A 23,211-nucleotide genomic window follows, 5' to 3' on the forward strand; every position below is an offset into this window, starting at 1 on the left:
TGATCTCGGTCAGTTGTCTTTCTATTTTCTAATAATAGAAAGACAACAAATTTGGGACTCGGCATGACTACACAAAGCACTATCAGCACCTCCTCTATTTCAGCTCCAGTTACAGAAAGCAGTTGGCAAAAGAAAGCCATGCTTAGTGTCGCTTTTTTGATGGCGACAACCTCTGTGGGTCCCGGCTTTTTGACTCAAACCGCAGTCTTCACAAATATCTACAAAGTCGACATGGCATTTCCTGTTTTGGCTTCCATTTTTATCACGTTTGGTATCGTGATGAACTTGTGGCGTATTGTCGGCGTTTCTGGCATGCGAATCCAAGACATTGCGAATAAAGTGGCACCCGGCATGGGTTATGGTGTTGGTATTCTCCTTGCGCTTGGTGCAGTGGCGTTTAACTTTGGCAACGTGAGTGGCGCAGCGTTAGGCATCAATGTGCTAACGGGCGTGGACACAACATGGGGCGCACTGTTTACCGGTGTCGTTGGCTGTTTGTTGTTTGTGGTTCATAACGCCTCCAAGCGAATGGACCAAATGGCCCGCTACCTTGGCTTGTTCATGATTGTTCTGATTGCATACGTTGCAATGACGAGCTTACCTCCGATGGGAGAGACACTAAGTGCAGCGGTGATGCCTATGGATGTTGGTAGTTTGCTTCTGCCTACGTTGACTATCGTTGGCGGCGCAGTTGGCGGTTACTACACGGGTGCACAACGCCTAGTAGACATCGGCTTGAAAGGCAAAGAGAACGTGCCTTCCATCACCTCAACAGCTTGGGCTGGTATTTCTATTGCGGTGGTTATTCGCGTCCTACTGTTTTTAGCGGTGTTTGGCGTTATCGCGACAGGCGCAACGCTGGATACGGCTAACCCTGCGGCGGATGCTTTCCGTCAAGGTGCTGGTCAGCTTGGTTACTTCATCTTTGGTTTAGTACTGTTTGTAGCTTCCATCACGTCTGTGGTTGGCAACTCTTACATGGCTATATCATTAATTAAGACGCTTTTCCCAGTTGTGGCGCGAAACGAGAAAGCGTGGTGTGTTGGTTTCATTATCCTAACCTCGCTAGGCACGGTAACCATGGACATGCCAATTCTTCTTTTGATGCTAGCGGGCCTTGTGAACAGCATTATTCTTCCTATCGTTTTGGGCACTGTATTGGTTGCGACAAAACGCAAAGATATTGTCGGTGACTACCAACACCCAATGTACTTAACGCTAACTGGAGCAGCGATTGTTATCGTAATGGCGGCATCGAGTTTGACTAACATTGGGAACTTCATGGCGAAGTTTGCGGGTTGATGTCTTATTGATAGAGATAAACAGCGGCCTCAGATGAGGCCGTTTTTTTAAGCTTATTTAGAGGGCGACTTAACGATTTCTGGCCAATACATTTTGATGTAACCTGCCGATACCCAAACCACCAACACAGTCGCAATACTGAGCTCCAAAAAGCCAAAATCGTGTAGCCAGTGCCAATGTGGGTGCGATTCGGCAAAAAAGGAGGTTAAGCGGTGCATCGCAATGGCACTGATCACGGAAGGAAAGGTTACCGCCGCGATAGAAGGTTGAAACTTCAATCGAAGTAAGCGGAAGTAACACAGGTAGATCAATAACGTCATTGTGATAGCAATCCCTGCTAATGCGCCCGTCAGTATCGGATCGGGAAGGGGAAAGTTCACCAAGTATGCCGCCAATGACAAGTTTACCGGTGCGGCCATAATTGCGAGGGTCGGCCTGGCTCGTCTCGGTAGAGATCCGAAAAACACCAAACGATAGAGCACCAGCGGTAACATAAAGAAATAAATGCCAATGCACATCATCGCTAAGGTTTCAGAGAATAGGTTGTGACCCAATTGGGAGCCAGCTAATGAGCTGCTGATCAGTCCCACTGGATAGAGAAACCAACTAGGTACGATATTCGACATTTTGAAGTTCATTAGCTGAAAGCTAAAAAACAGTACCATCATAGTAAAATGCAGCAAAAGTGCCATAAACCAGAGTGGATAAGCAATGATTGGCGCTACAGAAGCAAGATAATCTGCAAGGATCAGTAACGCCATACTCATGGGTGCCATTAAGCTACCGCTCAATGGGTGACGAATGTCGACCATAAATAATCGTGGATTCGTGGCATATTTTATCAGCACAGGGGCGAGTAAAAGCGCGCCGAGTGACGCTAAAAATGGGCGTATTGGTTCACCAATTTCAGGGACATAGAGTGCCCAAGCTTGTCCTAAACCTATCATACCTAGCGCTAACGCGGCTTGAGACGGCGGAACGCTATAAAACTGCACAAGTCTTCTCCAGTTCAAATCTACTCCATTTGATTTTTGCCTGAATGAAACGAAACGTGATGATTTGGATGAAATGCTCTATTTGAGTAGCGAATACTAGCAAGTTTAGAGCGTGCTTACTCATGAAAGGTGGTGAGGAAATATCAGAGAATGGTATTTTTGTGAGTTTGGTATCGAATATTTGGGAAAGGATGTAAAAATGTAGAGTTTATAGCTCCAAACCCTTCGATAGTTTGGAGCGAAATAATAACAAAGCGAGAATTATGTCGATTGGTTTTCAGGAAGATCCTGCTGACGTAACTTATCGTTTTTGATTGTACGATGTAGCAACTGGCTGTAAATCGGTTGTCCGCCAAACAACTGAGCAATAATCACGGCACCTAAACAAGTAATGATAAGTGGTAGAATTAAGTAGTAGTTATTGGTCATTTCAATCACCAACAAAATGCCCGTGATCGGTGCGCGTACCGTTGCAGCAAACAGGGCCCCCATGCCCGCAATAGCAAATACGCCAGGTTCGATATCAAGCGTAGGAAGCAACACATCAGCACTCGCTCCGAATGCATAGCCAAACAAGGTCCCCAGAGCAAGCATCGGTGCAAAGATACCACCCGGCGCACCAGAGCCAAAGCATAGCAACGTCGTGATGACGCGACCAAAGAAAAGCAGAACTAAAACGGATACCGAGTAGTTGCCATTGGTAATATCAGGAATAAGGCCGATGCCACCGCCAGTTAGCTGTGGCACGTATAAGAGAAGCAGACCAAAAATGCCACCAAGTAGTGAGCCCACGATTAAATAGCGTTTACGATCGTTTTTGTGAATTGCGACAAAACTGTCTTGTGCCACGGTAATCAATTTATTGAAGATCACTCCGAATACGCCAAACAATGCGCCAAGCAATAAAAATAACCAAAGGGACTGAAGCCCTGGAGAGTGATATTGCGGCATTGTGATGACAGCGTCTTGCCCGTTGATGGCACGAAACACAATGTTGGCCATAATAGCAGAGATGATCACCGCGCGAATTGAGATCAGAGAATAGCGAAACTGAGGTCGCATTTCCTCCACAACGAACATAATGCCAGCGAGTGGGGCATTAAAGGCGGCAGCCAAACCCCCAGCGGCACCTGAAGCGAGTAGGGAATGACGAGTATCGTCATCTTTCACACGGAAAATATCGGTCACCATTCGACCAACTGCGCCGCCCATTTGAACTGTCGGGCCTTCGCGACCAAGTACCATTCCGGAGCCAAGTGCACCCATGCCGCCGAAGAATTTAACAGGTAGAACTCGCCACCAACGCACTGGACGAATGTTGTCCATCGCGCCTTCTATTTCTGGGATGCCTGATCCCGCAGCCTCTGGAGCAAAGCGGTGAACAAGAAAGTAACCAACAAAAGCAAGCAGAGCACTGATCAGTACAGCAGCAAGCCAAAGAGGAAGTACGCTACCGATTTCGCTTCTCAGCCATTCGGTACGGGTTTCAGAAACAAAATGAACCGCAAGTTCGAAGTAAGTACCGACGAAACCGGCTAATGTGCCGACGATGGCGGCCATAATCAGGACAGAAAATGGTGTGGACCCTCGAGAGACAAACTGGTTAATCGCATCTTTCGGTACGTGCGCTAACACAGATTTCACAATTCTCTCTCGTTTGGTCATTAACAAGTTCTCCTGTTGCTGGTGGAAGGGACACGAGAAAGTATACGCTTCGCAGAGTCTAGACCTAATCAATAAAGATGCAATTTAGCTTTTCACTATTGAGTGTTCGAAGTGTCGCGATATCATTCATTCACCAAGACTGTGCTATTGCTCTCATAATTTGGGATAAAAAACTTGTTTTTTGAGCAAAATGAACCATGCTTTAGGTGTAAAGCAACATGACTGCTTCAGAAGGAGGGATGTGAGGTTTTACACACAATTTGGATGGATTCAAACCCTACGGTAAGTCCTCGTTTTATGTTCGGGATGCATCAATAGACATCTCCGATTCGCACACTCACGATTGAGTAACGAGGTAGAGGCGCACGCAAATGTGCGCCTTCTTAATTTCTGCTCTACAACTTTCCGCACTACCTGCCACTATTTTTATCTTGAACAATTTCTACTAGTCGGTAATGTCTGGGTTCGATGTTAATCAACCAGAGTAATTCATGCGCTTTTATCCTCGAGTCCTGTTTTCTTTATGTTGTTTTTCGGTAACGTTTCCAGCATTTTCGACGCCGAGTTGGTGGCAGGACACGTTGTCTTCAATACCGTACTCCAATTTAAAAGAGCGTATAGAGACAAGGGGAAGCTGGTATCGCTGTGACGTGCAGCAGCAAGATGTTTCAACGTATATCAGCACATTTTGTTTGGACGATTTTTCGTACTATCAGCAGCATCTGTATGGTGAAGTGGTTTTGGGAAAGGACAGTGCTCAGTTCTCTTTTTTGACCGAATATCAATGGCAAAGTCTCAATGACTTAATCCTCAATTTAAGAAAAGACGGATTGGTTTTACGCAACATAACTATCGGACAAGAACACTATGACGTCGTTGAAGCGCTGGAAAAGAAATCTTCTGAGCTCGTCGATAAAGAAGTTATCTTGTTGATAAACCGCTATCCGCAAGAAACGATTCGAAGCTTATTTTGGGTAAAGCCGGACGAGTTTGCGTCGTCATCACCGTCTTTAAATGTGGAATTGCACAGCGATGGCGAAATTATCGATGTTAAAGTGACTCGTTTTTAGATTCTTTATGGAGAGATAGGAAGGTCGCCATCGCAGACTCGTCTAAAAATCCATCCGATTTTTTGTGCGCACGCAGGTATTGATAGCCAGCGATGAGCTTACGGTGCTGTTCTTCTGCCTCATCTGGCAACGGCTGATTCATAACGTGTTGAAATGCAAGTTTGTACGCATCCATATCTACGACTTCAGCGCGGCGATATAAATAACCACATCCGGTCGCTAACCATTCAAGAGAGCAGTTGGCTCGCATCGCAATTTGATTTGCTTTCGTTAGGCTCGGTTCACTGCCTTTTAAATATTTGCGTATTAAAGCTTCAGACACATCAACGCGTCGTGCAAATCCGCTGATGCTTTCTTCTCCGATCAAGGTGGCTAGGCGTTGGGCAAAAGACATATTTCGTACTCCAGTTCGAATTGCCAAAGTTTACCCGTTGAGCCGATGTGAAAACAAGACTACGATGAATGCAGATCAATTGAAGGAGAAAAACCATGGTTGCAAAAGTTGTGACTGCACCAAAAGGCCCTGAGTTCTCAGAGCTGGTCCAAGGATATTGGCGTGCAGTTGATTGGGGTATGACTGCTCAAGAGCGTTTGTCATTCCTCAAGCAACATATTGAGTTAGGCATTACCACGGTCGATCACGCAGACATATACGGTAATTACGAGTGTGAGAAGTTGTTTGGTGAAGCACTTGCTCTCGATAAGAGTGTGCGAGAGCAGATTCAGATCGTCACAAAGTGTGATATCAATCTGTGCGGAGATAAAACACCAGAGCGTAAGATCAATCACTATGATACGAGTTCCGCTCACATCTACCAATCGGTGAATAACTCGCTTGAGCGTTTGAATGTGGACGAAATCGATGTGCTTTTAATCCATCGCCCTGACGTGTTAATGGATGCCGATGAAGTGGCTGAAGCATTCTCAGAGCTACACAAAGTGGGTAAAGTGAAGCACTTTGGTGTATCTAACTTTACTCCACGTCAGTTTGAGCTGTTGCAATCTCGTTTAGGTAAGCCTCTTGTGACTAACCAAGTGGAAATCAACCCGCTTAATTTTGAGGTTGCACATGATGGAACGCTTGATCAAATGCAAATGTTGCGTACGCGCCCAATGGCTTGGTCTTGCCTCGGTGGTGGCTCTATCTTCAGTGGTGACAGTGAGCAAGCCGTTCGTGTTCGCAACGAATTAGAAGCGATTCGCGAAGAAGTGGGCGCGACTAGCATTGACCAAGTGATTTACGCTTGGGTACGCCGTTTGCCATCTAACCCAATTCCAATCATTGGCTCTGGTAAGATTGAGCGTGTGCAAACGGCAGTAAATGCGCTGAATATCGAATTGACTCGTGAGCAATGGTATCGCGTATGGGTGGCTTCTAAAGGTCACGGTGTGCCATAGAAGTGACACTTTATTGATGAATACATTATTCAAGGCACCCTATGAAAGGGTGCTTTTTTATTGCTACGCGATACCGATTTACCCAGTACTCATACTGAGCGGATAGAGTGGGAGTAAAAACGGATTTTTAATTTAAAATGCAACTTTGTGCTTATTTTTAATGGAGGCGTTTTATCCATGTTTGTTTCATGTCACTAAACAGCGAATGGGATGTTTGCTTTTTCGCCATTTTGTTCACTCATCCATTCATATTGCGTATGCTTATTGAATAAAAAAGAAATAAAAACTCGTCAGTTTTCTCGTATTACATGCTGTAACAATCTGTTAGACTCCGGCGCAGATTGTGGAATATAAAAAGGTGATTGAATGTCTTTTCCCGTACTCATCTGTGATGATTCAGCGTTAGCACGCAAACAGATGGCGAGATCACTACCAGCCACATTGAATGCCGATATTACGTTTGCTATCCACGGAAAAAATGCGCTAGAAGAACTCGAAAAGAACGAGTTTAAATTGATGTTTCTTGATTTGACCATGCCAGAAATGGATGGCTTTGAAACACTAGAAAACATGCAGCGGTTAGGGAATAAAACTCCCGTGGTTGTGGTGTCGGGGGATATCCAACCTAAAGCGAAAGAACGTGTGTTCGCACTGGGTGCAAAAGCGTTTATTCAAAAACCGATCGCCAAAGATGAACTCAAGAATGCGCTTAAAGAGTTGGTTGAGCCAGAGCCTCGTCCTCAAATTATCACGCCTGTTTCTATTGAGTTACCGATTTTACGTCGTCGCGATATTTACATGGAAGTGGCGAACGTCTCTATTGGTCGAGCCGCAGATGCATTGGCGCGTCACTTTGATGTGTTTGTGCAGTTACCGCTTCCGAACGTTAATATCTTCGAAGTGAGTGAACTACACATGGCTCTCCGTGACTTAGCGTCGCATGACAACGTATCGGGCGTTTGTCAGGGCTTTTGTGGCGAAGGTATTGCGGGTGAAGCTCTGGTGATTTTGAGCGATTCGAGCGTCTCGGATCTCAAGAAGTTGATGAAAGTGCCGGCTGACAGCGACGAACTGGAAGAGCTTGAGCTGCTCATGGATATTTCCAATATCTTGGTGGGGTCATTCTTAAATGGCTTGGGCGAACAATCTGAAGTGCGATTCTTCCAAAGCCCTCCAGTGCTTCTTGGTCAGCATATATCAATTGATTCGATCATTGAGTCTACGACGGGCGCATTCAGCCGCACCATGACATTCGAGGTGAGCTACAACATTGAGGGAACGTCAATCCGTTGTGATTTATTGTTTATGTTCGTCGATGAATCTTTGCCGCTGCTCGATAACAAACTGTCATATCTAATGGAGGAGTTCTAATGTTGAATATGCCAGCAGAGTTTGAACAATTCCATTGGATGGTCGACATGGTACAAAACGTCGACATGGGGCTCGTCGTCATTGACCGAGATTATAATGTGCAAGTGTGGAATGGGTTTATGACTCATCACAGTGGTTTGCAATCTCATGATGCAATTGGTCGTTCTATCTTTGATATCTTCCCTGAAATCCCGCAGGAATGGTTTAAGTTAAAAACAAAGCCCGTGTATGATTTAGGTTGCCGCAGCTTTATTACGTGGCGCCAGCGTCCTTACTTGTTCCGTTGCCGTAACGTACGCCCTGTTACTCAGCAAGCGGAGTTTATGTACCAGAACGTTACGCTGAACCCCATGCGTACCCCGACTGGGAAAATCAATTCGTTGTTTTTATCTATACAAGACGCGACGGCTGAAGCATTGATGTCTCAGAGTCAGTAGCGATAAAAAACTTTCTCAAAAGCCAAGGTTCGCCTTGGCTTTTTTGTATACTTATAATTGTGTTTCCTAATGCGCAGAACGTGAAGATGGACTTTAATCTCGCCCTAAAACTCTACACCGCAGAACAAGTAAAAAACGGTGAAACGCTGGCAGCGCAAATGGCTGGTGTTTCTATGTATAGCCTAATGCAACGCGCAGGTATGGCTGTGTATGAGCGTTTTTTACACTTATATCCCAAATCAAAAAATATCTTAGTCATTTGTGGCAAAGGGAATAATGGTGGTGACGGATACGTATTTGCCTCGCTTGCTAAACAAGCGCAACTCAATGTACAGGTTTTCCAACTTGGTGATGTGACTGCGCTCAAAGGTGATGCTTTACGCGCATATCAAGATTGGCAGTCCATCGATGGTGTTAACAATGATTGGGATGAGTGGAATACCGCATTGCTAGAAGCCGATGTGATCATTGATGCCATGTTAGGCACTGGTTTAAGTGGTGAGGTTCGTTCGGAGTACCGTCGCTACATTGAGCAAATCAATCAAATTCACACCCCAGTGATTGCAGTCGATATTCCTTCCGGGTTGTGTGCAAATACAGGTGCTATTTTAGGCGATGCCATTCATGCTAAGCATACTGTAACCTTCATTGGTGTTAAGCAAGGCTTGTGCACCGGACAAGCGAGAGATCGAGTTGGTGAACTCCACTTTTGTGGGTTGGGTGTAAATGTTGAGTTTGATTCTATCGAAGTAGAAAGTGCACTAGGTATTGATCATCAGGTTGTTTCAAGGTTAATGCCCAAGCCAAACCCGACAGCACACAAAGGTGACAATGGCAAACTACTTTGTGTCGGTGGTAACCAAGGTATGTCAGGAGCGATTCGCTTATGTTCCTCCGCTGCGGTTAGATCCGGAGCGGGTTTAACTGCCGCAATTACTCACCCGAGTAGCCTTATTCCGCTACAGATTGGCTGCCCAGAAGTAATGAGCCAAAGCATCACCGCCGACTTACTCAGGGATACTGAGAATGACTTAACCAAACGCATTCGCTGGGCTGAAGTATTGGTGTTTGGTCCAGGTTTTGGTGATGATGAGTGGGCTTATCAAGCCTATCAATATCTGGTTCAAGAACAGAAACCTAAAGTTGTTGATGCTGATGGGCTCAATATTCTAGCGATGCTAAGCCAACGATGTGATGGCACTTTGGTGTGCGACAACCAGCGAGTGATCACGCCGCATCCTGGAGAGGCAGCTCGACTATTAAATGTGACCACTCAACAAATAGAAAGTGACCGATATTCTGCTGCAAGACAACTGCAAGAGCGTTATGGCGGTGTGGTGGTTTTAAAAGGTGCGGGAACGCTTATTTACGATGGAACGAGAATGTACGTCTGCCTAGCGGGCAACGCAGGAATGGCGACGGGCGGAATGGGAGATGTGCTATCAGGTGTTATTGGTGCATTGCTAGCTAAAGGGTTACCCATTTCCATCGCGGCACGTTTAGGTGTGGTACTCCACAGTCATGCTGCCGATATAAACGTGAGTCAGCATGGTCAAATTGGTCTTTTGGCAAGTGATGTCGTTAGCACTCTTCGTACCGCTATCACCCAAGAGCTCTATCGAACTTAATTATATTTCATGCATTGTTGAGAAAATTGGTCGATTTTTTTGAGTACTTTTTACGAATTAGCAGGGCATCTTAGTATTAGGTGATTGAGTTTTAGGCAGATTTGAGAGGTTGTGCGTTTTCATTTTAAAGGTATGACGCAAAGGTTTGCGCAATAGGTTAACTTGAACGTTTTCTTAAGTTGTTGATAATTATAAATAATGAGAAAAAATAACGACTTGAGGAGTGTTTTTGATATGCGATTATCAAGATGGTATCACAAAAAAAATTCAAATATCAGACTTGTAGGAAATAAATCACAGCCTATAATGCTGAAAACCGGAGCGTCTGCCAACGCTCCGGTTTTTTTGTGTCCGAAGAACAGTGAACTCGTCTGCCAACGAAATCACTACGCACTCTGAGATGACACATATACATATGAATCAAGGAATTACACAATGCGTATCGAACAAGAACTTAAGTTAGGTTTTAAAGATGTACTGTTTCGCCCGAAACGTTCTACCCTTAAGAGCCGTTCTCAAGTAAATTTAACCCGCGATTTTACATTCAAGCATAGTGGTCGTCAATGGTCTGGTGTGCCTGTAATCGCAGCAAACATGGATTCGGTTGGTAGCTTTGCAATGGCTAAAGCGCTAGCTGAGCATGGTGTAATGACTGCTGTTCACAAACATTACACGGTAGAAGATTGGGCTGAGTTTGCTAAATCAGCTGATAAAGCAACCCTGAATAACGTAATGGTGTCTACGGGAACATCTGACGCAGACTTCCAAAAAACCAAAGATATTATGGCGCTTTCAGATGAATTTATTTTCATCTGTATCGATATTGCAAATGGTTACTCAGAGCATTTAGTCGAGTATGTTGAACGCGTGCGAGCAGAGTTCCCAGACAAGGTGATTTCTGCGGGTAACGTGGTTACTGGTGATATGTGTGAAGAGTTGATCCTCGCTGGTGCAGACATCGTGAAAGTAGGCATTGGCCCTGGCTCAGTTTGTACAACTCGTGTAAAAACGGGTGTTGGTTACCCGCAGCTTTCTGCAATCATCGAGTGTGGCGATGCAGCGCACGGCCTTGGTGGCATGATCATCGGTGACGGCGGTTGCTCATGCGCAGGTGATGTATCCAAAGCATTCGGCGGCGGTGCGGACTTTGTTATGCTAGGCGGCATGTTAGCGGGCCACGAAGAGTCAGGCGGCGAAGTGATCGAGAAAGATGGCGAGAAGTTCATGAAGTTCTATGGAATGTCGTCGAAGAGCGCGATGGAGAAGCACTCAGGTGGTGTTGCTGGTTACCGCGCAGCCGAAGGAAAAACCGTACTATTACCTTACCGTGGAAGTGTTCACGGCACTATCCAAGACATCCTTGGCGGCGTTCGCTCAACTTGTACATACGTGGGTGCAGCAAAGCTTAAAGAGCTAACCAAGCGTACTACATTCATCCGCGTTCAAGAACAAGAGAACAACGTGTTCGGTAAAGAGTAAATCGACTGAATGGCGATTATCTTGTTTAGTTCCAGATAAATTAAGAATAGTGAATTTAGCAGTTTGTCTTTTAAAAGCCCCGCTTAGAAAGCGGGGCTTTTTGCTTCTCATTTGTTTGCGCTTCAAAATTAACTCTAAGCGATTTTAATAGTTGGTCGAGATTCGACTTGTTCAAACGGTAATGATGTTGTAACTGGCATGAGCTGTAAAACGCTTGAAATCTGACAGTCTCTATTTAATCCAATATAGTCTTTGACATTGGCTACTCGCCAAGTCATGTCTCCGTAAGTACGCAGATAGAACGCGGGTGACTGATGACTGTTATGTCTAATAACGCTCCATTGGGTGATATCACTAAAAAAGACTTCAGGGTTATCGGATGTCTCAAACTCATTCGCCATGATGCCCAAAGGTATATCAACGCGATTAAGTAGCTTTTGTCCGAGTGAGAAGGCTTCGTCGAAGTTAGTTGGTTGTTCGCTTAACTGCTTAATTGCATAGGTTTGTACAAATCGAGACGGCGGTGTTGGGTCGGCGGGTAGGCCCATCAAGCCAGCGCCATTGATTGATTGAAGTGGGCCAGGCACTTGGACATGACGTTGCATGGTTACTTCATTGTTCGGTTCTGGGTTGTAGTTGCGCAAATTGGAAAAATATGAGAGGTGATTGACATGCCAATGGTAATTTGGGCAGTTAGTCATTACTCCTACGTAGGAGTGGTCCACAACCACTTTATAATTATCAAAGTCGTATTCGGTACATTGATAGCGTGCTTGCTGATTTTCCTCTTTGCTGAACATATCGCTTTCTTTAAATGCTCGATAGATATGCATATTACCGTTAAGAAACTCAATGACTGCACTGTCATTATTTGCATCGTGAATCACGAAATGCTGGTCCAAAGCCATGTTGCCACTCTCTGTTTCACCAGTTGAAATAGTCGAGTTAAACACGTAAACGGGGTGGGTGGTGAAGTAGGTCACCATCTCGTCCACAGTATTAAACGTAGACAAGATAAAAGTACCAAACAGGCCGCTGCCTAATGCAAAGGCATCATCAGGGATGTGAAAGGTCGATACATTTTGATTGAGAATGGGCAAGTACAGTGACCCAACAGAAAGGCCAGATTCATTAATGCCATCAGCTGTTAAAAGAGGGTTATTATACCGGGTAATGGCGTTGCAGTGTATGAAGCTCAACTCTCCCTGCCAATTTGCTCGAAACTCACATTCTTTACTGTGACGTTTTGGCGGCTGACCATTAAAAACACGGTCGGCTTTTCCGTCGGAAGTAAAGGTCGTAATTTGGTAAGTTTGTTGGGCTCTAAACCAGATCTCGGTCTGTAGGTTAACTGCAAACTCCATGGTTCTAGCGGATAAGGTTTGGTTGTTGCAACCATAATTGATATTCACATCTGTACACATAGCCATGCTTTCCGTTGTTTATCTTGAATGATGCATATCCAAGAAACTCTCTGAATCAAATGCTTAGAGATTACGTGGATATAGAAGGATTGCGCTTTAATAATGGTTTTAGCCATTGAGATAAGCGCATGCTATTAAGTTAAGCATTCAATCAAAAAACGTCAGTAGCAGTTTAGTATCAGTTGATAGCGTTAAAATAAAAAGTGATGTATTAAGTAAAACTCTTTGATCTTAGAACTCAATAATATATTTATTTTTCAATCCTGGTTACTCTAGATTTAAAGTTGGTTTTAAAAGTGATATTTATTGATTCGATTATCTTGCAGTGGTGATATAAATTGAGAACATAAAGTTAACAATTTCAGATTATGATTGAAAATGGGGAGAGTCTTCAATCCAAATACCGAGAAATGAAACTGCCCGAGAAGTTGTTTAACAGTCTCGGGCGAAGTGATGAATCGGGTAAGCGGCTATAAAGTTTTCTCACAAGAACCGCTAAGTGGTGGAGATATTTTTAAATTATCATTAAAGATTTCCACAGCGACGGGGCCTTTATTTTCGTCTTTTGCATAGTATGCACAAGACTTGTCCCCAGTATTCAAGTCGAAACGGACCTCCATTTCCGGAGAGTCTTTAAATCTCACATATCCGGTGATTTTATCGCTGGAATTATTTTTAACGTAAAATGCCCCCTTAGTTGTCATAATTTTTCCTCTTTTTTAACTTTCTATACGTGATAGAGCGTCCAAATGACGGCCTGTAAATATATGCTTTTTAAGATGCATATTGATGTTAAATGATGGTCTTATTAGTTCTAAGATGATTAAACTTATCCTTAGCGTATTTTTCTTTTATACCGATTAAGTCGCGGTAGCTTCGATCAAAATAAACGCTTGTCGGAATTGCCGGATCTTTAAAGCTGATGAAGGCACCATAGGTTCCCGGTATATCAGCTTCTCTGGCTTTATCAATCCAGTCCATGGCTCTGTTTACATCAACAAGTACTGGGTTATTTTGTAGTTCTAGTTTTTGCTTTATCTCTTCATTCCACCAAGTTTGGTATTGGACTGTATATTGACACTGGCGGTAGGGGAAAGATATGTCTTCAAGGTCGTCTGAGTGATGATAAAAGCCACCAGTGATCGCACCTAAGGTTACGTAACTAAATAGCCCTTGATCGCGGTTTTCTGGCTTTATCAAAGGCGAAGTTAAGCTTTGCAAAAGTGCAGTATAGCCTTCTGCTTTAAGACCTCGCTCTGACACCAATCGCGAAGTGATTTTGTGAGGTGCTGGGGCGTCATAATCTGGAGGGAAAGGAGAACCGCTTTGACACAAAGAATCGCGCCCCCATGTGCTCATCAGGGAGTGATCGTATTTCTTCCCGTCAAAATCAGTGCCATGTGCTTCATAGACTTGAACTAAATCAGGGGAGCAGGCGCCAAATTGAACGGCTATAAATTGGTCAAGATCTTGCACTGTTCCTTCCCAGTAACCGTACATAGTGCAGTGATGGCTGATGGTTTCGAGATCACAGTGGTTAGATGATTCAGGCAGAGCATCAATTTGCAAGTTGGTGCCAAGAAGTTTAGGCGTATCTAGGCTTTTTATAGCCTGCTCCCAATTTTTTAGCACATCTATGGTAGGGTGCGTTGGTATTGGCTGAAGCATACCGTTGATTTTTTTGTAAAGGTTCCACTGAAGTTCGAAGCGGTGGATCTCTTTGGGTAAAGGGAATGTTTTTACGCGTAGCTCGGTAACAATGCCATAACTCATGCCTCCGCCGCCTCTTAGTGCCCAAAATAGGTGGGGGTTGGACTCTGCTGAGACTTCTGTGATCGTACCATCACCCAATACCACGGTTGCACTCACTAGGTGCTCACAACACATGCCGTATTTTCGTGTCCAAGGGCCCCATCCTCCGCCTTGAATATAGCCAGTCAACCCAACTGTGGCACAGGTTCCATGTGCAATCATTCGATCATGCTCTGCAAGTTTTGGTGTCAGTTGATAGAAGCGATAGCCAGCACCAATGGTGGCAATATTTTCACACAATTGAAATGTCTTAATTCTGCTCACGTCAATCAAAATGACGTTGTCACCGCTGCATTCACCTGCGTGATCATGCCCTCCTGAGCGAACACGAATCGGGAGACTGAATCGAGTTGCTGTTAGATAGGCTTGCTGAACTTCTTGCGTACTTTCGCACATGACAATGACAAAGGGTTGGTGTTGATAGCGAGTATTGAAGATGAGTGACTCGACTTGATATTGGTTCAAACCAGGAACCGGTGAAACCGTGTTTTCAAGAGGTGTCAGTAGTCGCTCTTTAGGAAAACCGCATTTATCCATTTTCTGAATAAACAGTTTGGCATTATTGATTGAGATTGAGTACGCGTTAAGTACAGCGAGGCGTTGTATTTGAGGGTTAGGGTGCTGTTCTACCACTTGGTTTTTTTTAGTTCCCTGCATCCATTCTTGTTCCATTATTTTTTCCATTTGGCTTATGTATTGAATAGTTGTTTAAATATTAACTAGCATGCATATGTTCGCCATATCAGTTTGGTATCAGTTGTTCTGTACAAATCGCCAAAAGCATCAGCGAGAGAGCAATAATATCTGGTTGATGAAAAGAACGAGCGGCATCTGCGTGACCGTAGATAATTTATGTAGTCAAGTAGATCTGAGCCTAAAGTGATACTGAACTTGAATGACGTGTTATCTACATTGAATGGGTCACTAACGACAATAAATTCAGTTGGAGAACACAATGAAAATGGAATCAAAAGAATCACAAGCAATTTTTACTGCTCATTATCAAATTGGTAACGGCTTACCTGGAGGAGTGAACTCAGATGTTAATCTACTCGTGGCCAGCGAAGACAAATCAATAGTGGGTAAAGGACATATCTTTCAGGCCATTAACCCACCGTTAAATGTGGTGTCTGATCTCAATGGCAGTTTCAACTATCAATGCACGATGCGTGATTGTCATATCATGGTGACGTTGCAGGGCTACCAGCCTTACCTAGGCATTGCTCCTTTAGGAGCAGATCTTCACAACGTAACGCTCAACATCCTACTTAATGATGATTGGAAGTCAGGCGTGGCATTCTATCGATATAAAAATAGTTCAGGTAAATGGGTTGAAGTAGCAAATCAACGCGTTACTCTACTTTTACCTGAGCATGTTCCTAGCATCGAAAACTTTAAGGTGGAGCAAAGTGAGCATGCGCCAGCATAAATCTAATCAGCGATGACACTGTGCCAAAACACAGATATTCGATGGTTTCGAATATCTGTGTTTGACGAGGTAAATCGAGCAAACAAGATGATTTGACAGTGCAATTAGTCGACTTTCTTCGTTTATTGAATATTTCATGGTTGAGTAGATGTGAAGAGCCAATGGTCGAGCTCATCAACACTTATTTGAGCCTGGTTCAGTTGATACTTACGCGCGGCCTGATTGAAGTTTAACAACTCAGATACGGAGCTGGACTGGTCGAGTAAGGCAAGCATCAGATTCGCTTGTTCAATATAAAAATCACCCCATGGATGCGGATCTTCTCGGGTGAAGTTAGCAAGCTTATCGCGATATTTTCGAAGTAGCGTAGGCTGCTTATACTGCCACGCTACTTGGATTCCTTGTTGGTAAAAGCGTAAATAGTTATGACCAACACAGGTAGATTCTAGCCAAGCCTCACCAGTGCGCAAAGCGGAGAGGGCCGTTGATTCATCGCCACAAATAAGTGCCTTGGTAGATACGAGCCAAGGACCAATAAAATTGTGTAGCTTATTGATATGAACAAGCTCTAGAGCCGTGTCGATGTCCGAAAGGGCTTTCTCCTCTTTTCCCTGATACCAGTGCAATCTTGCACTGGACTCCAAAAGAAAAGCGACAAATCGATGAGCATTAAGCTGTTTTGAAAGTTGCAGAGCGGTCGAGATTTCGTTTTCAGCTTGCACCAATACATTACGGTCGAGAAAGATCCATGCTGCCGTAAGCCTGGAAACAATTTCTGCTCGGCGGTTTGCCGTGAGATAGGCAAGATTCGAGGCATGCTGAGCCTGTTTTAGTGCTTCGTCAGATTGCAGTTGATAGATCATCACTGTTGCCAGCATGTAGCGATTGGCAGTTTCAATCGAAAGCAACTGATGCTCTTCACACAGTTGCAAACACTCGGTTAAGTGCTCGTATGAGCGAGCCATTTTTCCTTGTGCGTAGGCACAATCACCGAGGCCGCCAAGCGATTTTGCTTTCGCGCGAAAACAGTTTGCTCGCTGACTGTAATCTAATGCAAGTAAATGTTCTTTCTCACATTCGTCTAGCTGCCCAGTAGGGAACAGCATATTACCTCTCATCGAGTGGATTTCACACAAAGATTTATTTAACGTCAGCTTTTCGCACAGGGCTTGGGCTTGGTCTAAAATCGACATCGCTTGTACAAAGTTGTCGGTTAAGCGGTAGGGGTTAATGAGGTCTAGATAGTATTGAACACGTTCAGGATCATTTTCTGTGTGATGAACCGCTTGCTCAAGAACCTCAATACTCTCTTTGATGCGTCCCATCGAATACAGGCAGTTTCCTTTCATATTTAGTGCATACGCCATCTGTTCTTTAGGTGACTCTTTAATAGCGAACTCAATAAGTGTCAGTGCTTTTTCAAACTGATAATTACTCAGGTAATGTTTGGCGGTCTGTTCAAGAACAGTAAATACACCTTCGACCTTGGCATGATTAATATGGACGGCATATAAGAATCGATCTCGGCTCTCATACCATTTTGCACAGGCCATGTGTATTTTTGAACACTGTGACTTGTCTATTTGACGGAAAACAGCATTACAAATCAAATCATGATGGAAAAGGTATTGATCGCCATTGAGTTTTACTAAGCCAGCGTCGACTAACTTATCTGGTACGTAGCCGGGAATTCGAGTGATTTCACGCAGTTGCTCCAGTTGAAAGCACTGCCCCAACACAGAGGCAGTACAGAGTGCTTGGCGATCTTGGGCTGGAAGTTGAGCTAATTGTATCGAAACTAAATGTTCCAATGACTCCGGAACGTCTTTATCAAACTGAGAGCAAAGCAGTGTTTGGCGCAAGTATAGAGGATGGCCTTTCGCAAGCTTTATACAGTCATTGATATGTTTATTCTGTTGGCATGTGATTGAGCAAGCTAACTCGTAAGACTCTTCAGATGATAACTCCCTAAGTTCGATTAGATTCACGTTGGCAAACCAAGATTGTTTGGAACTAAGTCGTTTTTGCTGCCTAAACGTCAGAAAGAGTAAAATATTGGTTTTTGTGATATGAGGTAGCAGTGTCTCAAGAAATGCCAACATTACTTCGTCGGCCCAATGGACATCTTCAACAATAATCAAATGCGGTTTTCTGGTCTGCCGTTGTTGAATTAAGAAAGGGATAGATTGCTCTATCGTTTGTTTCAGCGTTTGGAACTCCATTAAGTTCAGCAACTGCTTTTCTGATTCGTTGAGTGCTACCCCCATTAACCAATAAAGGCAGAGGTGGAAAGAAGACGGAATTGATGACTCGACAGTTTGCTGACGAATAGAATCATCGGTATCTTCACGAGTAAATGAACAAATTGCCCGAGTGAATATATTTTGAGGGGACAATAGAGCAGCACTGCCATGATTCAGGATTTGAATCTCTGTGGTTAAACACGAAGATCGATTCAAAGACGCAATGACCTGGTTGAGTAGGCTGGTCTTTCCTATCCCTGCGGTACCAGTAATACAATACGTTTGGCCTGCTTCTTGTTTTTGCCATCGCTTGATTCCGCTATTCAATGTTTCTAGTTCAAGTTTACGCCCTACAAAACAGTCAGTATGGCTTTGGTGTAAGGATACAAGATGCCAGTTGTTGAAGTCTGGCTCTCCTGTCAGAAACGGTTTTATTGGTCTGGCACAATTGGACGAGATAAAGCAAGGACAAGCAGCTATTTCTCCCCAAGGGATTTTAACTAGGATTTCATTGATTGGGGTTATCGCATCCGGATGTTCCGATAGCTCAGTGACTCGATGCTTGTACTTCACATTGATAAAAGACCGAATCGAAGTCGAAAGAGCAACCTGTATTTGAAGGGCTAGTTGTCGAATTCGCTCAAAAACATATTCGTCCGATTCCTGTATAGACCAAGTAAGAACAAACGTCCGGTTTTGTATTATGGGTGTAGTGTTTTGGCTGAAAAGTAATGTTTGCAGAGCCTTTTCGGTCAAATCACACTTTGCTTCGATTGCAAAAATAAAAAAATATGGTGGTGATGAAGACACATTTGTAAGTAATGGTTCTGAGGCCCGATCTATTAAGAGGTCCTCTACGGGGACAGAAAAGTATTCCGCGAGATTGGATGCGGTACGATACAGCACATTCGCCCCAGACTCTGCTCGCTTTATGGAAGCAATAGATACGACAAAACCCTGTTGAAAGCATTCTTCCGCCAGTCTTTCTTGGCTCAGTCCTAATTTCTTTCTCAGTTCTTTGAGTCGTAATACGTTGAGTGGAATTCTTCCATCCCTATTTGCCATATTTCACTCCGTTGTAACGTATAGCTTTTCCCAGTAAACCTGAATCGATTGGATATGTTGAGTGAACAAATTTATCTTATTTCACCACATATAATACTAGTAGTTAAAATGTTATATACGAAAATGAAATGGGCATTTTAATCTTCAAACTACCTTAATTCATTGTTGTATTGGTGGTGTTTTTGTTATTAATAATTTTGATAATTATTGTTGTGAATTCATGTTTTTATTAATAAGTTTTTTTGAAATATCTTTAAATGTATATCTTTTAAAAGATTGCACACCTTCAACTTATATTGGATTATATTAAACTTTAACAATTAAATTCTTTAATTTTAAAGATATAAATTGACAGTTTTATTTTTAGTGTTTTTTTTATTTCTATTCTGGCGAGTTAAGTTTTTCTAGTCTATAAATTAAACATCGGCACTTTCTAAATAACTGCCGATAAAAATAATTTTAATTTCAATATTATAAATAGTTGGCTTTATAATGGATATTGGCTTTTTCTGCCTGTTAAAAGGATTTCATATTACACCACACTTGAATGCCGCGCTTACCTCTATCAAGGAGACTGCGTGGCTGCCACATGTCAAACGATCTTGTTATCGAGGGGATTGGCAAGCGCTTGCTTTAGAAGAATCATATCGAAAGGCCTATTACCCTAACTATTTACTACTCTCTGAATTTCCAGAATTGGAACTGTTTTTATCTCAATTTTTCTGCCCAATTTTGTCAGTACGGTTTATGAAATTAGATCCGTGAGCTCAGATATTATAACGCCGAGCTTATGGCGTATGTTTTTCTCAAGTACAGGCTTGTTTACATCATTAACAACTGCTACAGCGGCAATTGAGGTTCATAAATTATGCAAAAGGGCTCACCTATAGAATTCTACCAGCAACGTCCTCAATCTCGTGAGACGGTCGGTATTGAAGAAGTGCAGCAACAAACTCAACAGTTTGGTTTTGCTGAACCCGAAATGGATGAGCTGCTTAAGTACTCATTACGGACTCAACTTGAGGCTATGCTCCAAAACCAACTCAGCACGGCTGAACGCCAACGGCAACTGAAAGAAAGTTTCGCTGCGGCAGTTGAGCTCGTATTGAAGGAGACGAAAGTTGAGCACCGAACACTGGTGCAAGCCTTTCAGAGCATGTATGGCAACGCTTGCCAATCTCTTTCTCTGGCTAAACTCACTCAAGAGGAACTGACCCGACAGTACATTTCCACATCTGGGCTGGTGATGTCTCCACTTAACTGTAAACACACCATCAAAGATGTGTACCGAATTAAAGGCTTTGCGTGTGGTACAAACAAAGCTATCCAACAAATGCTTGCCAACAAGCCACAGGTTAAAGTGCTTTATCCAGCTTGCGGCCCCTTTGCACCATTGCTGCTACCTTTACTTGCTCACTACAAACAAAGTGATCGGATTAGCGCAGAGCAGCTTCAGGTGACATTAGTAGATATTCACCCCGGAGCGATTAAAGCACTCAATCAATTGATCGCGGATCTTGATATCGCAGACTACATTGAAGCCTTAGTGGAAGAAGATGCTACCCAATTTTCGCCAACTCAAACGTTTGATCTCCTGATACTTGAAGCGATGCAGCATGGCTTTAGTCGGGAAGGGTTCCTCAGCATCGCGAAACATTTGGTTCAATATTTACATATTCAAGGCGAAATGATCCCCAATCAGGTATCTGTGCGCGCCATGATGGTCATCGGGGAGACGGAATTTAATCAACAATGGGAAAAAGCAGAGTATGCACATTCCAACCGTTGCCAGCCGGAAGCGATAGATGATCGAATTGATCTGGGAGAAATTCTTAACGTCAATAAAGCCATGTTGCTCAGAAGCGAGATTTTTGAGCTAGATGGTGGAATAAAAATGCTGCAAGGCAACACCATTGAGCTGCCGAAAGATGTGCCAGATATGGCAAAACGTATCCTCGCCATTTACAGCCATATCGATACTTACGGAGATGCGATGGTCGGACAATACGACTCTGGTATTACCCATCCTAAACCCGACATGACTTTTTATGTGGATGCCAAGCCCAAAGCTGTTGAACACCATTACTTTGAAGCGAAGGGAGGGGATAAGGTCAGTTTCTATTATCAGTTAACCGGATTGCCAGGTTTTGTCGCCACCCATGGATGATTTCGATATGCAGCAAAAATACGTCGTTTTGACAGGAAGTTGTTACGCCTTGCCCATCATTCAGTTGTTGGCACAACAGCATAAATTGGCGGGCGTGGTAGTACCGGAAGGAGAACTAAATCCTGACTTACAGCAGCTACAGAGCTATCTGAGCGCTCAATCGATTCATATTGCTCAGTATACCGCCAATGACAGCAGTGCTTTGATAGCGCAACTCGATGCTTGGCGAGTCACGGATGGCGTCATCTATTTGTTCAGGCACATAGTTCATTCCTCGCTGTGTCAGTTTTTCAACGGAAACTTGTACAACATTCATCCGGGAAAGCTGCCCGAGTATCGAGGCCCGATGCCTCTCTATTGGCAATTAAGAGACGGTTTAGACACCTTTAGCCTCACCCTGCATCGTCTTGAGGCATCGGCTGATTCCGGCGCTATAGGAATGGAGTTAGAGGTACCATTTCACCCGTTTGAGACCTTAACCAGTGCTCAGCAAAAAGCGTCACAAATGACGGCTAAGCTGATGTATGACTTCCTCATCGCGCAACAAAAGCAAGGGCTGGTTTGGCGTGAGCAAGTATCAAACCCCAACGAAGTGGCACGAGCAGTAAACCAACATGATCTGCACATTCGTTGGAACGTGCAAACGAGTCGCGAAATCGTCAACTTAGTGCGAGCAGGCAATCATGACTTCGGAGGTGCGATGTTGAGCTTGCCAAATGGTGTCGCCAATGTTTTGCAAGCAAGCGCAATGGAGACTTCTTTAGCCGGTGTTGAGGCGGGGAGCATTCTCGAGATCAGCCCACAACATGGGTTACAAGTGAAAACGTTAGATAGCGCAATATCAATAGATGTTATTGCTACACAGCAAGGCGTGTTTTCGGGTTATCGCTACGCGCAAATGGCTGGGCTGGACGCTGGGATGTCATTGCTTCAGCACGCTTCAGCCTGCGAGTAAAGATTACGTTATGGGTTGGTTTTAACTTAAGTGTATACGTTAAAAGGAAGAACAGTATGGCTACAGAACCGTATCTTGGGACACTAACCGCATTTGGCGGCAATTTTGCAATTAGAAATTGGGCAATGTGCTCGGGGCAAATGCAGGCAATTGAAGATAATCCAGCACTCTTCTCTCTAGTTAGCACTCTATACGGAGGTGACGCCCGAACTACCTTTGGTTTACCTGATTTGCGTGGCCGCAGTCCAGTTGGTGTAGGCACACGACCTGGGGGGATGGATTATCATCAGGGAGAAAGATTGGGTACTGAACTGGTAACTATTGATATAACCCAAATGCCAGCACACTTACATACGGCAATTTTTACCCCTCTTGGCACTTCTGCACCTGTAACAGGCAGGATGCAGGTTGCTACCAATGCTGCAAATACACAGGTACCCGATAGTAATTCGTATATAGCGCAAAACTCTACCCCTGGGTTCTATAAACCGACGTTTCAGCAACCAGATTTGACTGAGATCGAAGGCTTAAGTGTGTCTGGTGGTGGCTCGGAAGGAGGTACTGTAACTGTGACTGAAACAGGCGGTTCAGTGCCACTTAATATTTTGAGCCCGGTATTGCCGATTAATTGGTTAATTGCCACTGCGGGAGTATACCCACCGCGCAGCTAATCAACCAAGAAAGAATTGGCTGAAACTTTCGCTAATCCTTTCCTATAAAAAAATTAAATATTTAAGTTGATTATGATAACCCGGCTATGTTGATAAGGCC

18 protein-coding genes are annotated in these 23,211 nt (G+C 43.9%); 11 read left to right on the plus strand and 7 right to left on the minus strand.

The annotated features are described in order from the left end of the window. Positions 1-63: 63 nt before the first annotated feature. On the plus strand, positions 64-1,302 hold the full coding sequence (locus CBX98_RS08705) for an NRAMP family divalent metal transporter (protein WP_104973519.1): 1,239 nt from the start codon (positions 64-66) through the stop codon (positions 1,300-1,302). A gap of 53 nt (positions 1,303-1,355) precedes the next feature. On the opposite strand, the gene CBX98_RS08710 is transcribed toward CBX98_RS08705, so the two are convergent. Then, entirely contained in the window at positions 1,356-2,297 is a 942-nt protein-coding gene (locus CBX98_RS08710; protein ID WP_047008141.1) for a TDT family transporter, read from the minus strand. A gap of 261 nt (positions 2,298-2,558) precedes the next feature. Then, a complete protein-coding gene (clcA, locus tag CBX98_RS08715; protein WP_109168987.1) occupies positions 2,559-3,962 on the minus strand; it encodes a H(+)/Cl(-) exchange transporter ClcA in 1,404 nt (467 codons plus the stop codon). Between the two features lie 650 nt (positions 3,963-4,612). Here clcA and CBX98_RS08720 point away from each other — a divergent pair. Then, entirely contained in the window at positions 4,613-5,032 is a 420-nt protein-coding gene (locus CBX98_RS08720; RefSeq protein WP_242446579.1) for a hypothetical protein, read from the plus strand. On the opposite strand, the gene CBX98_RS08725 is transcribed toward CBX98_RS08720, so the two are convergent. Beyond that, positions 5,013-5,426 (minus strand): helix-turn-helix transcriptional regulator, encoded by a 414-nt coding sequence (locus CBX98_RS08725; RefSeq protein WP_005396084.1) that lies wholly within the window; start codon positions 5,424-5,426, stop codon positions 5,013-5,015. The genes CBX98_RS08720 and CBX98_RS08725 overlap by 20 nt on opposite strands. A 95-nt stretch (positions 5,427-5,521) precedes the next feature. On the opposite strand from CBX98_RS08725, the gene CBX98_RS08730 reads away from it, so the two are divergent. From CBX98_RS08730 to CBX98_RS08750, 5 genes are all read left to right on the plus strand, one after another. Next, the gene (locus CBX98_RS08730) at positions 5,522-6,430 is read left to right on the plus strand and encodes an aldo/keto reductase family oxidoreductase (RefSeq protein WP_047008144.1); all 909 of its coding nucleotides are present in this window, start codon (positions 5,522-5,524) and stop codon (positions 6,428-6,430) included. Between the two features lie 366 nt (positions 6,431-6,796). Next, on the plus strand, positions 6,797-7,801 hold the full coding sequence (locus tag CBX98_RS08735; RefSeq protein ID WP_005396082.1) for a response regulator: 1,005 nt from the start codon (positions 6,797-6,799) through the stop codon (positions 7,799-7,801). After that, positions 7,801-8,238: a PAS domain-containing protein gene (locus CBX98_RS08740; RefSeq protein WP_005396081.1), complete on the plus strand. Its 438-nt coding sequence runs from the start codon at positions 7,801-7,803 to the stop codon at positions 8,236-8,238. The genes CBX98_RS08735 and CBX98_RS08740 overlap by 1 nt, the downstream gene beginning before the upstream one ends. A gap of 86 nt (positions 8,239-8,324) precedes the next feature. Further along, positions 8,325-9,866: an NAD(P)H-hydrate dehydratase gene (locus tag CBX98_RS08745; RefSeq protein ID WP_109168988.1), complete on the plus strand. Its 1,542-nt coding sequence runs from the start codon at positions 8,325-8,327 to the stop codon at positions 9,864-9,866. 435 nt (positions 9,867-10,301) lie between these two features. Continuing rightward, positions 10,302-11,345 carry a GMP reductase gene (locus tag CBX98_RS08750; protein WP_005396079.1) on the plus strand — a complete coding sequence of 348 codons (1,044 nt, stop codon included), beginning with the start codon at positions 10,302-10,304 and terminating at the stop codon, positions 11,343-11,345. 134 nt (positions 11,346-11,479) lie between these two features. Here the strand turns inward: CBX98_RS08750 and CBX98_RS08755 are convergent, their stop codons facing one another. From CBX98_RS08755 to CBX98_RS08765, 3 genes are all read right to left on the minus strand, one after another. Continuing rightward, a complete protein-coding gene (locus CBX98_RS08755; RefSeq protein WP_242446580.1) occupies positions 11,480-12,775 on the minus strand; it encodes a linear amide C-N hydrolase in 1,296 nt (431 codons plus the stop codon). A 464-nt stretch (positions 12,776-13,239) separates the two neighbouring features. Continuing rightward, positions 13,240-13,473 (minus strand): hypothetical protein, encoded by a 234-nt coding sequence (locus tag CBX98_RS08760; protein ID WP_109168990.1) that lies wholly within the window; start codon positions 13,471-13,473, stop codon positions 13,240-13,242. Between the two features lie 88 nt (positions 13,474-13,561). Beyond that, complete coding sequence (locus CBX98_RS08765) at positions 13,562-15,253, minus strand: FAD-dependent oxidoreductase (RefSeq protein WP_109168991.1); 1,692 nt, start codon at positions 15,251-15,253, stop codon at positions 13,562-13,564. Between the two features lie 283 nt (positions 15,254-15,536). Here CBX98_RS08765 and CBX98_RS08770 point away from each other — a divergent pair, with 283 nt between their 5' ends. Then, complete coding sequence (locus CBX98_RS08770) at positions 15,537-16,010, plus strand: DUF1842 domain-containing protein (protein ID WP_109168992.1); 474 nt, start codon at positions 15,537-15,539, stop codon at positions 16,008-16,010. A gap of 134 nt (positions 16,011-16,144) precedes the next feature. On the opposite strand, the gene CBX98_RS08775 is transcribed toward CBX98_RS08770, so the two are convergent. Further along, the gene (locus CBX98_RS08775) at positions 16,145-18,826 is read right to left on the minus strand and encodes an AAA family ATPase (RefSeq protein ID WP_242446581.1); all 2,682 of its coding nucleotides are present in this window, start codon (positions 18,824-18,826) and stop codon (positions 16,145-16,147) included. 1,360 nt (positions 18,827-20,186) lie between these two features. On the opposite strand from CBX98_RS08775, the gene CBX98_RS08780 reads away from it, so the two are divergent. The 3 genes from CBX98_RS08780 to CBX98_RS08790 are packed head-to-tail and all read left to right on the plus strand — an operon-like array spanning position 20,187 to position 23,111. Then, entirely contained in the window at positions 20,187-21,485 is a 1,299-nt protein-coding gene (locus tag CBX98_RS08780; RefSeq protein ID WP_109168994.1) for a hypothetical protein, read from the plus strand. Between the two features lie 7 nt (positions 21,486-21,492). Beyond that, a complete protein-coding gene (locus CBX98_RS08785; protein ID WP_240312173.1) occupies positions 21,493-22,440 on the plus strand; it encodes a formyltransferase family protein in 948 nt (315 codons plus the stop codon). 56 nt (positions 22,441-22,496) lie between these two features. Further along, the gene (locus CBX98_RS08790; RefSeq protein ID WP_053807894.1) at positions 22,497-23,111 is read left to right on the plus strand and encodes a tail fiber protein; all 615 of its coding nucleotides are present in this window, start codon (positions 22,497-22,499) and stop codon (positions 23,109-23,111) included. Positions 23,112-23,211: the final 100 nt, after the last annotated feature.

Origin of the sequence: Vibrio sp. T9, from assembly GCF_003123985.1 — a bacterium.
In the GTDB taxonomy this organism is placed as follows: Bacteria; Pseudomonadota; Gammaproteobacteria; order Enterobacterales; family Vibrionaceae; genus Vibrio; species Vibrio diabolicus.

Bases quoted from the DNA above. Each gene is read 5' to 3' on its own strand.
- CBX98_RS08735 (WP_005396082.1), top strand. From the start codon at position 6,797: ATGTCTTTTCCCGTACTCATCTGTGATGATTCAGCGTTAGCACGCAAA.
- CBX98_RS08755 (WP_242446580.1), bottom strand. From the start codon at position 12,775: ATGGCTATGTGTACAGATGTGAATATCAATTATGGTTGCAACAACCAA.
- CBX98_RS08780 (WP_109168994.1), top strand. From the start codon at position 20,187: ATGCAAAAGGGCTCACCTATAGAATTCTACCAGCAACGTCCTCAATCT.
- CBX98_RS08790 (WP_053807894.1), top strand. From the start codon at position 22,497: ATGGCTACAGAACCGTATCTTGGGACACTAACCGCATTTGGCGGCAAT.
- CBX98_RS08765 (WP_109168991.1), bottom strand. From the start codon at position 15,253: ATGGAACAAGAATGGATGCAGGGAACTAAAAAAAACCAAGTGGTAGAA.
- CBX98_RS08750 (WP_005396079.1), top strand. From the start codon at position 10,302: ATGCGTATCGAACAAGAACTTAAGTTAGGTTTTAAAGATGTACTGTTT.
- clcA (WP_109168987.1), bottom strand. From the start codon at position 3,962: ATGACCAAACGAGAGAGAATTGTGAAATCTGTGTTAGCGCACGTACCG.
- CBX98_RS08770 (WP_109168992.1), top strand. From the start codon at position 15,537: ATGAAAATGGAATCAAAAGAATCACAAGCAATTTTTACTGCTCATTAT.
- CBX98_RS08760 (WP_109168990.1), bottom strand. From the start codon at position 13,473: ATGACAACTAAGGGGGCATTTTACGTTAAAAATAATTCCAGCGATAAA.
- CBX98_RS08740 (WP_005396081.1), top strand. From the start codon at position 7,801: ATGTTGAATATGCCAGCAGAGTTTGAACAATTCCATTGGATGGTCGAC.
- CBX98_RS08785 (WP_240312173.1), top strand. From the start codon at position 21,493: ATGCAGCAAAAATACGTCGTTTTGACAGGAAGTTGTTACGCCTTGCCC.
- CBX98_RS08745 (WP_109168988.1), top strand. From the start codon at position 8,325: ATGGACTTTAATCTCGCCCTAAAACTCTACACCGCAGAACAAGTAAAA.
- CBX98_RS08730 (WP_047008144.1), top strand. From the start codon at position 5,522: ATGGTTGCAAAAGTTGTGACTGCACCAAAAGGCCCTGAGTTCTCAGAG.
- CBX98_RS08725 (WP_005396084.1), bottom strand. From the start codon at position 5,426: ATGTCTTTTGCCCAACGCCTAGCCACCTTGATCGGAGAAGAAAGCATC.
- CBX98_RS08705 (WP_104973519.1), top strand. From the start codon at position 64: ATGACTACACAAAGCACTATCAGCACCTCCTCTATTTCAGCTCCAGTT.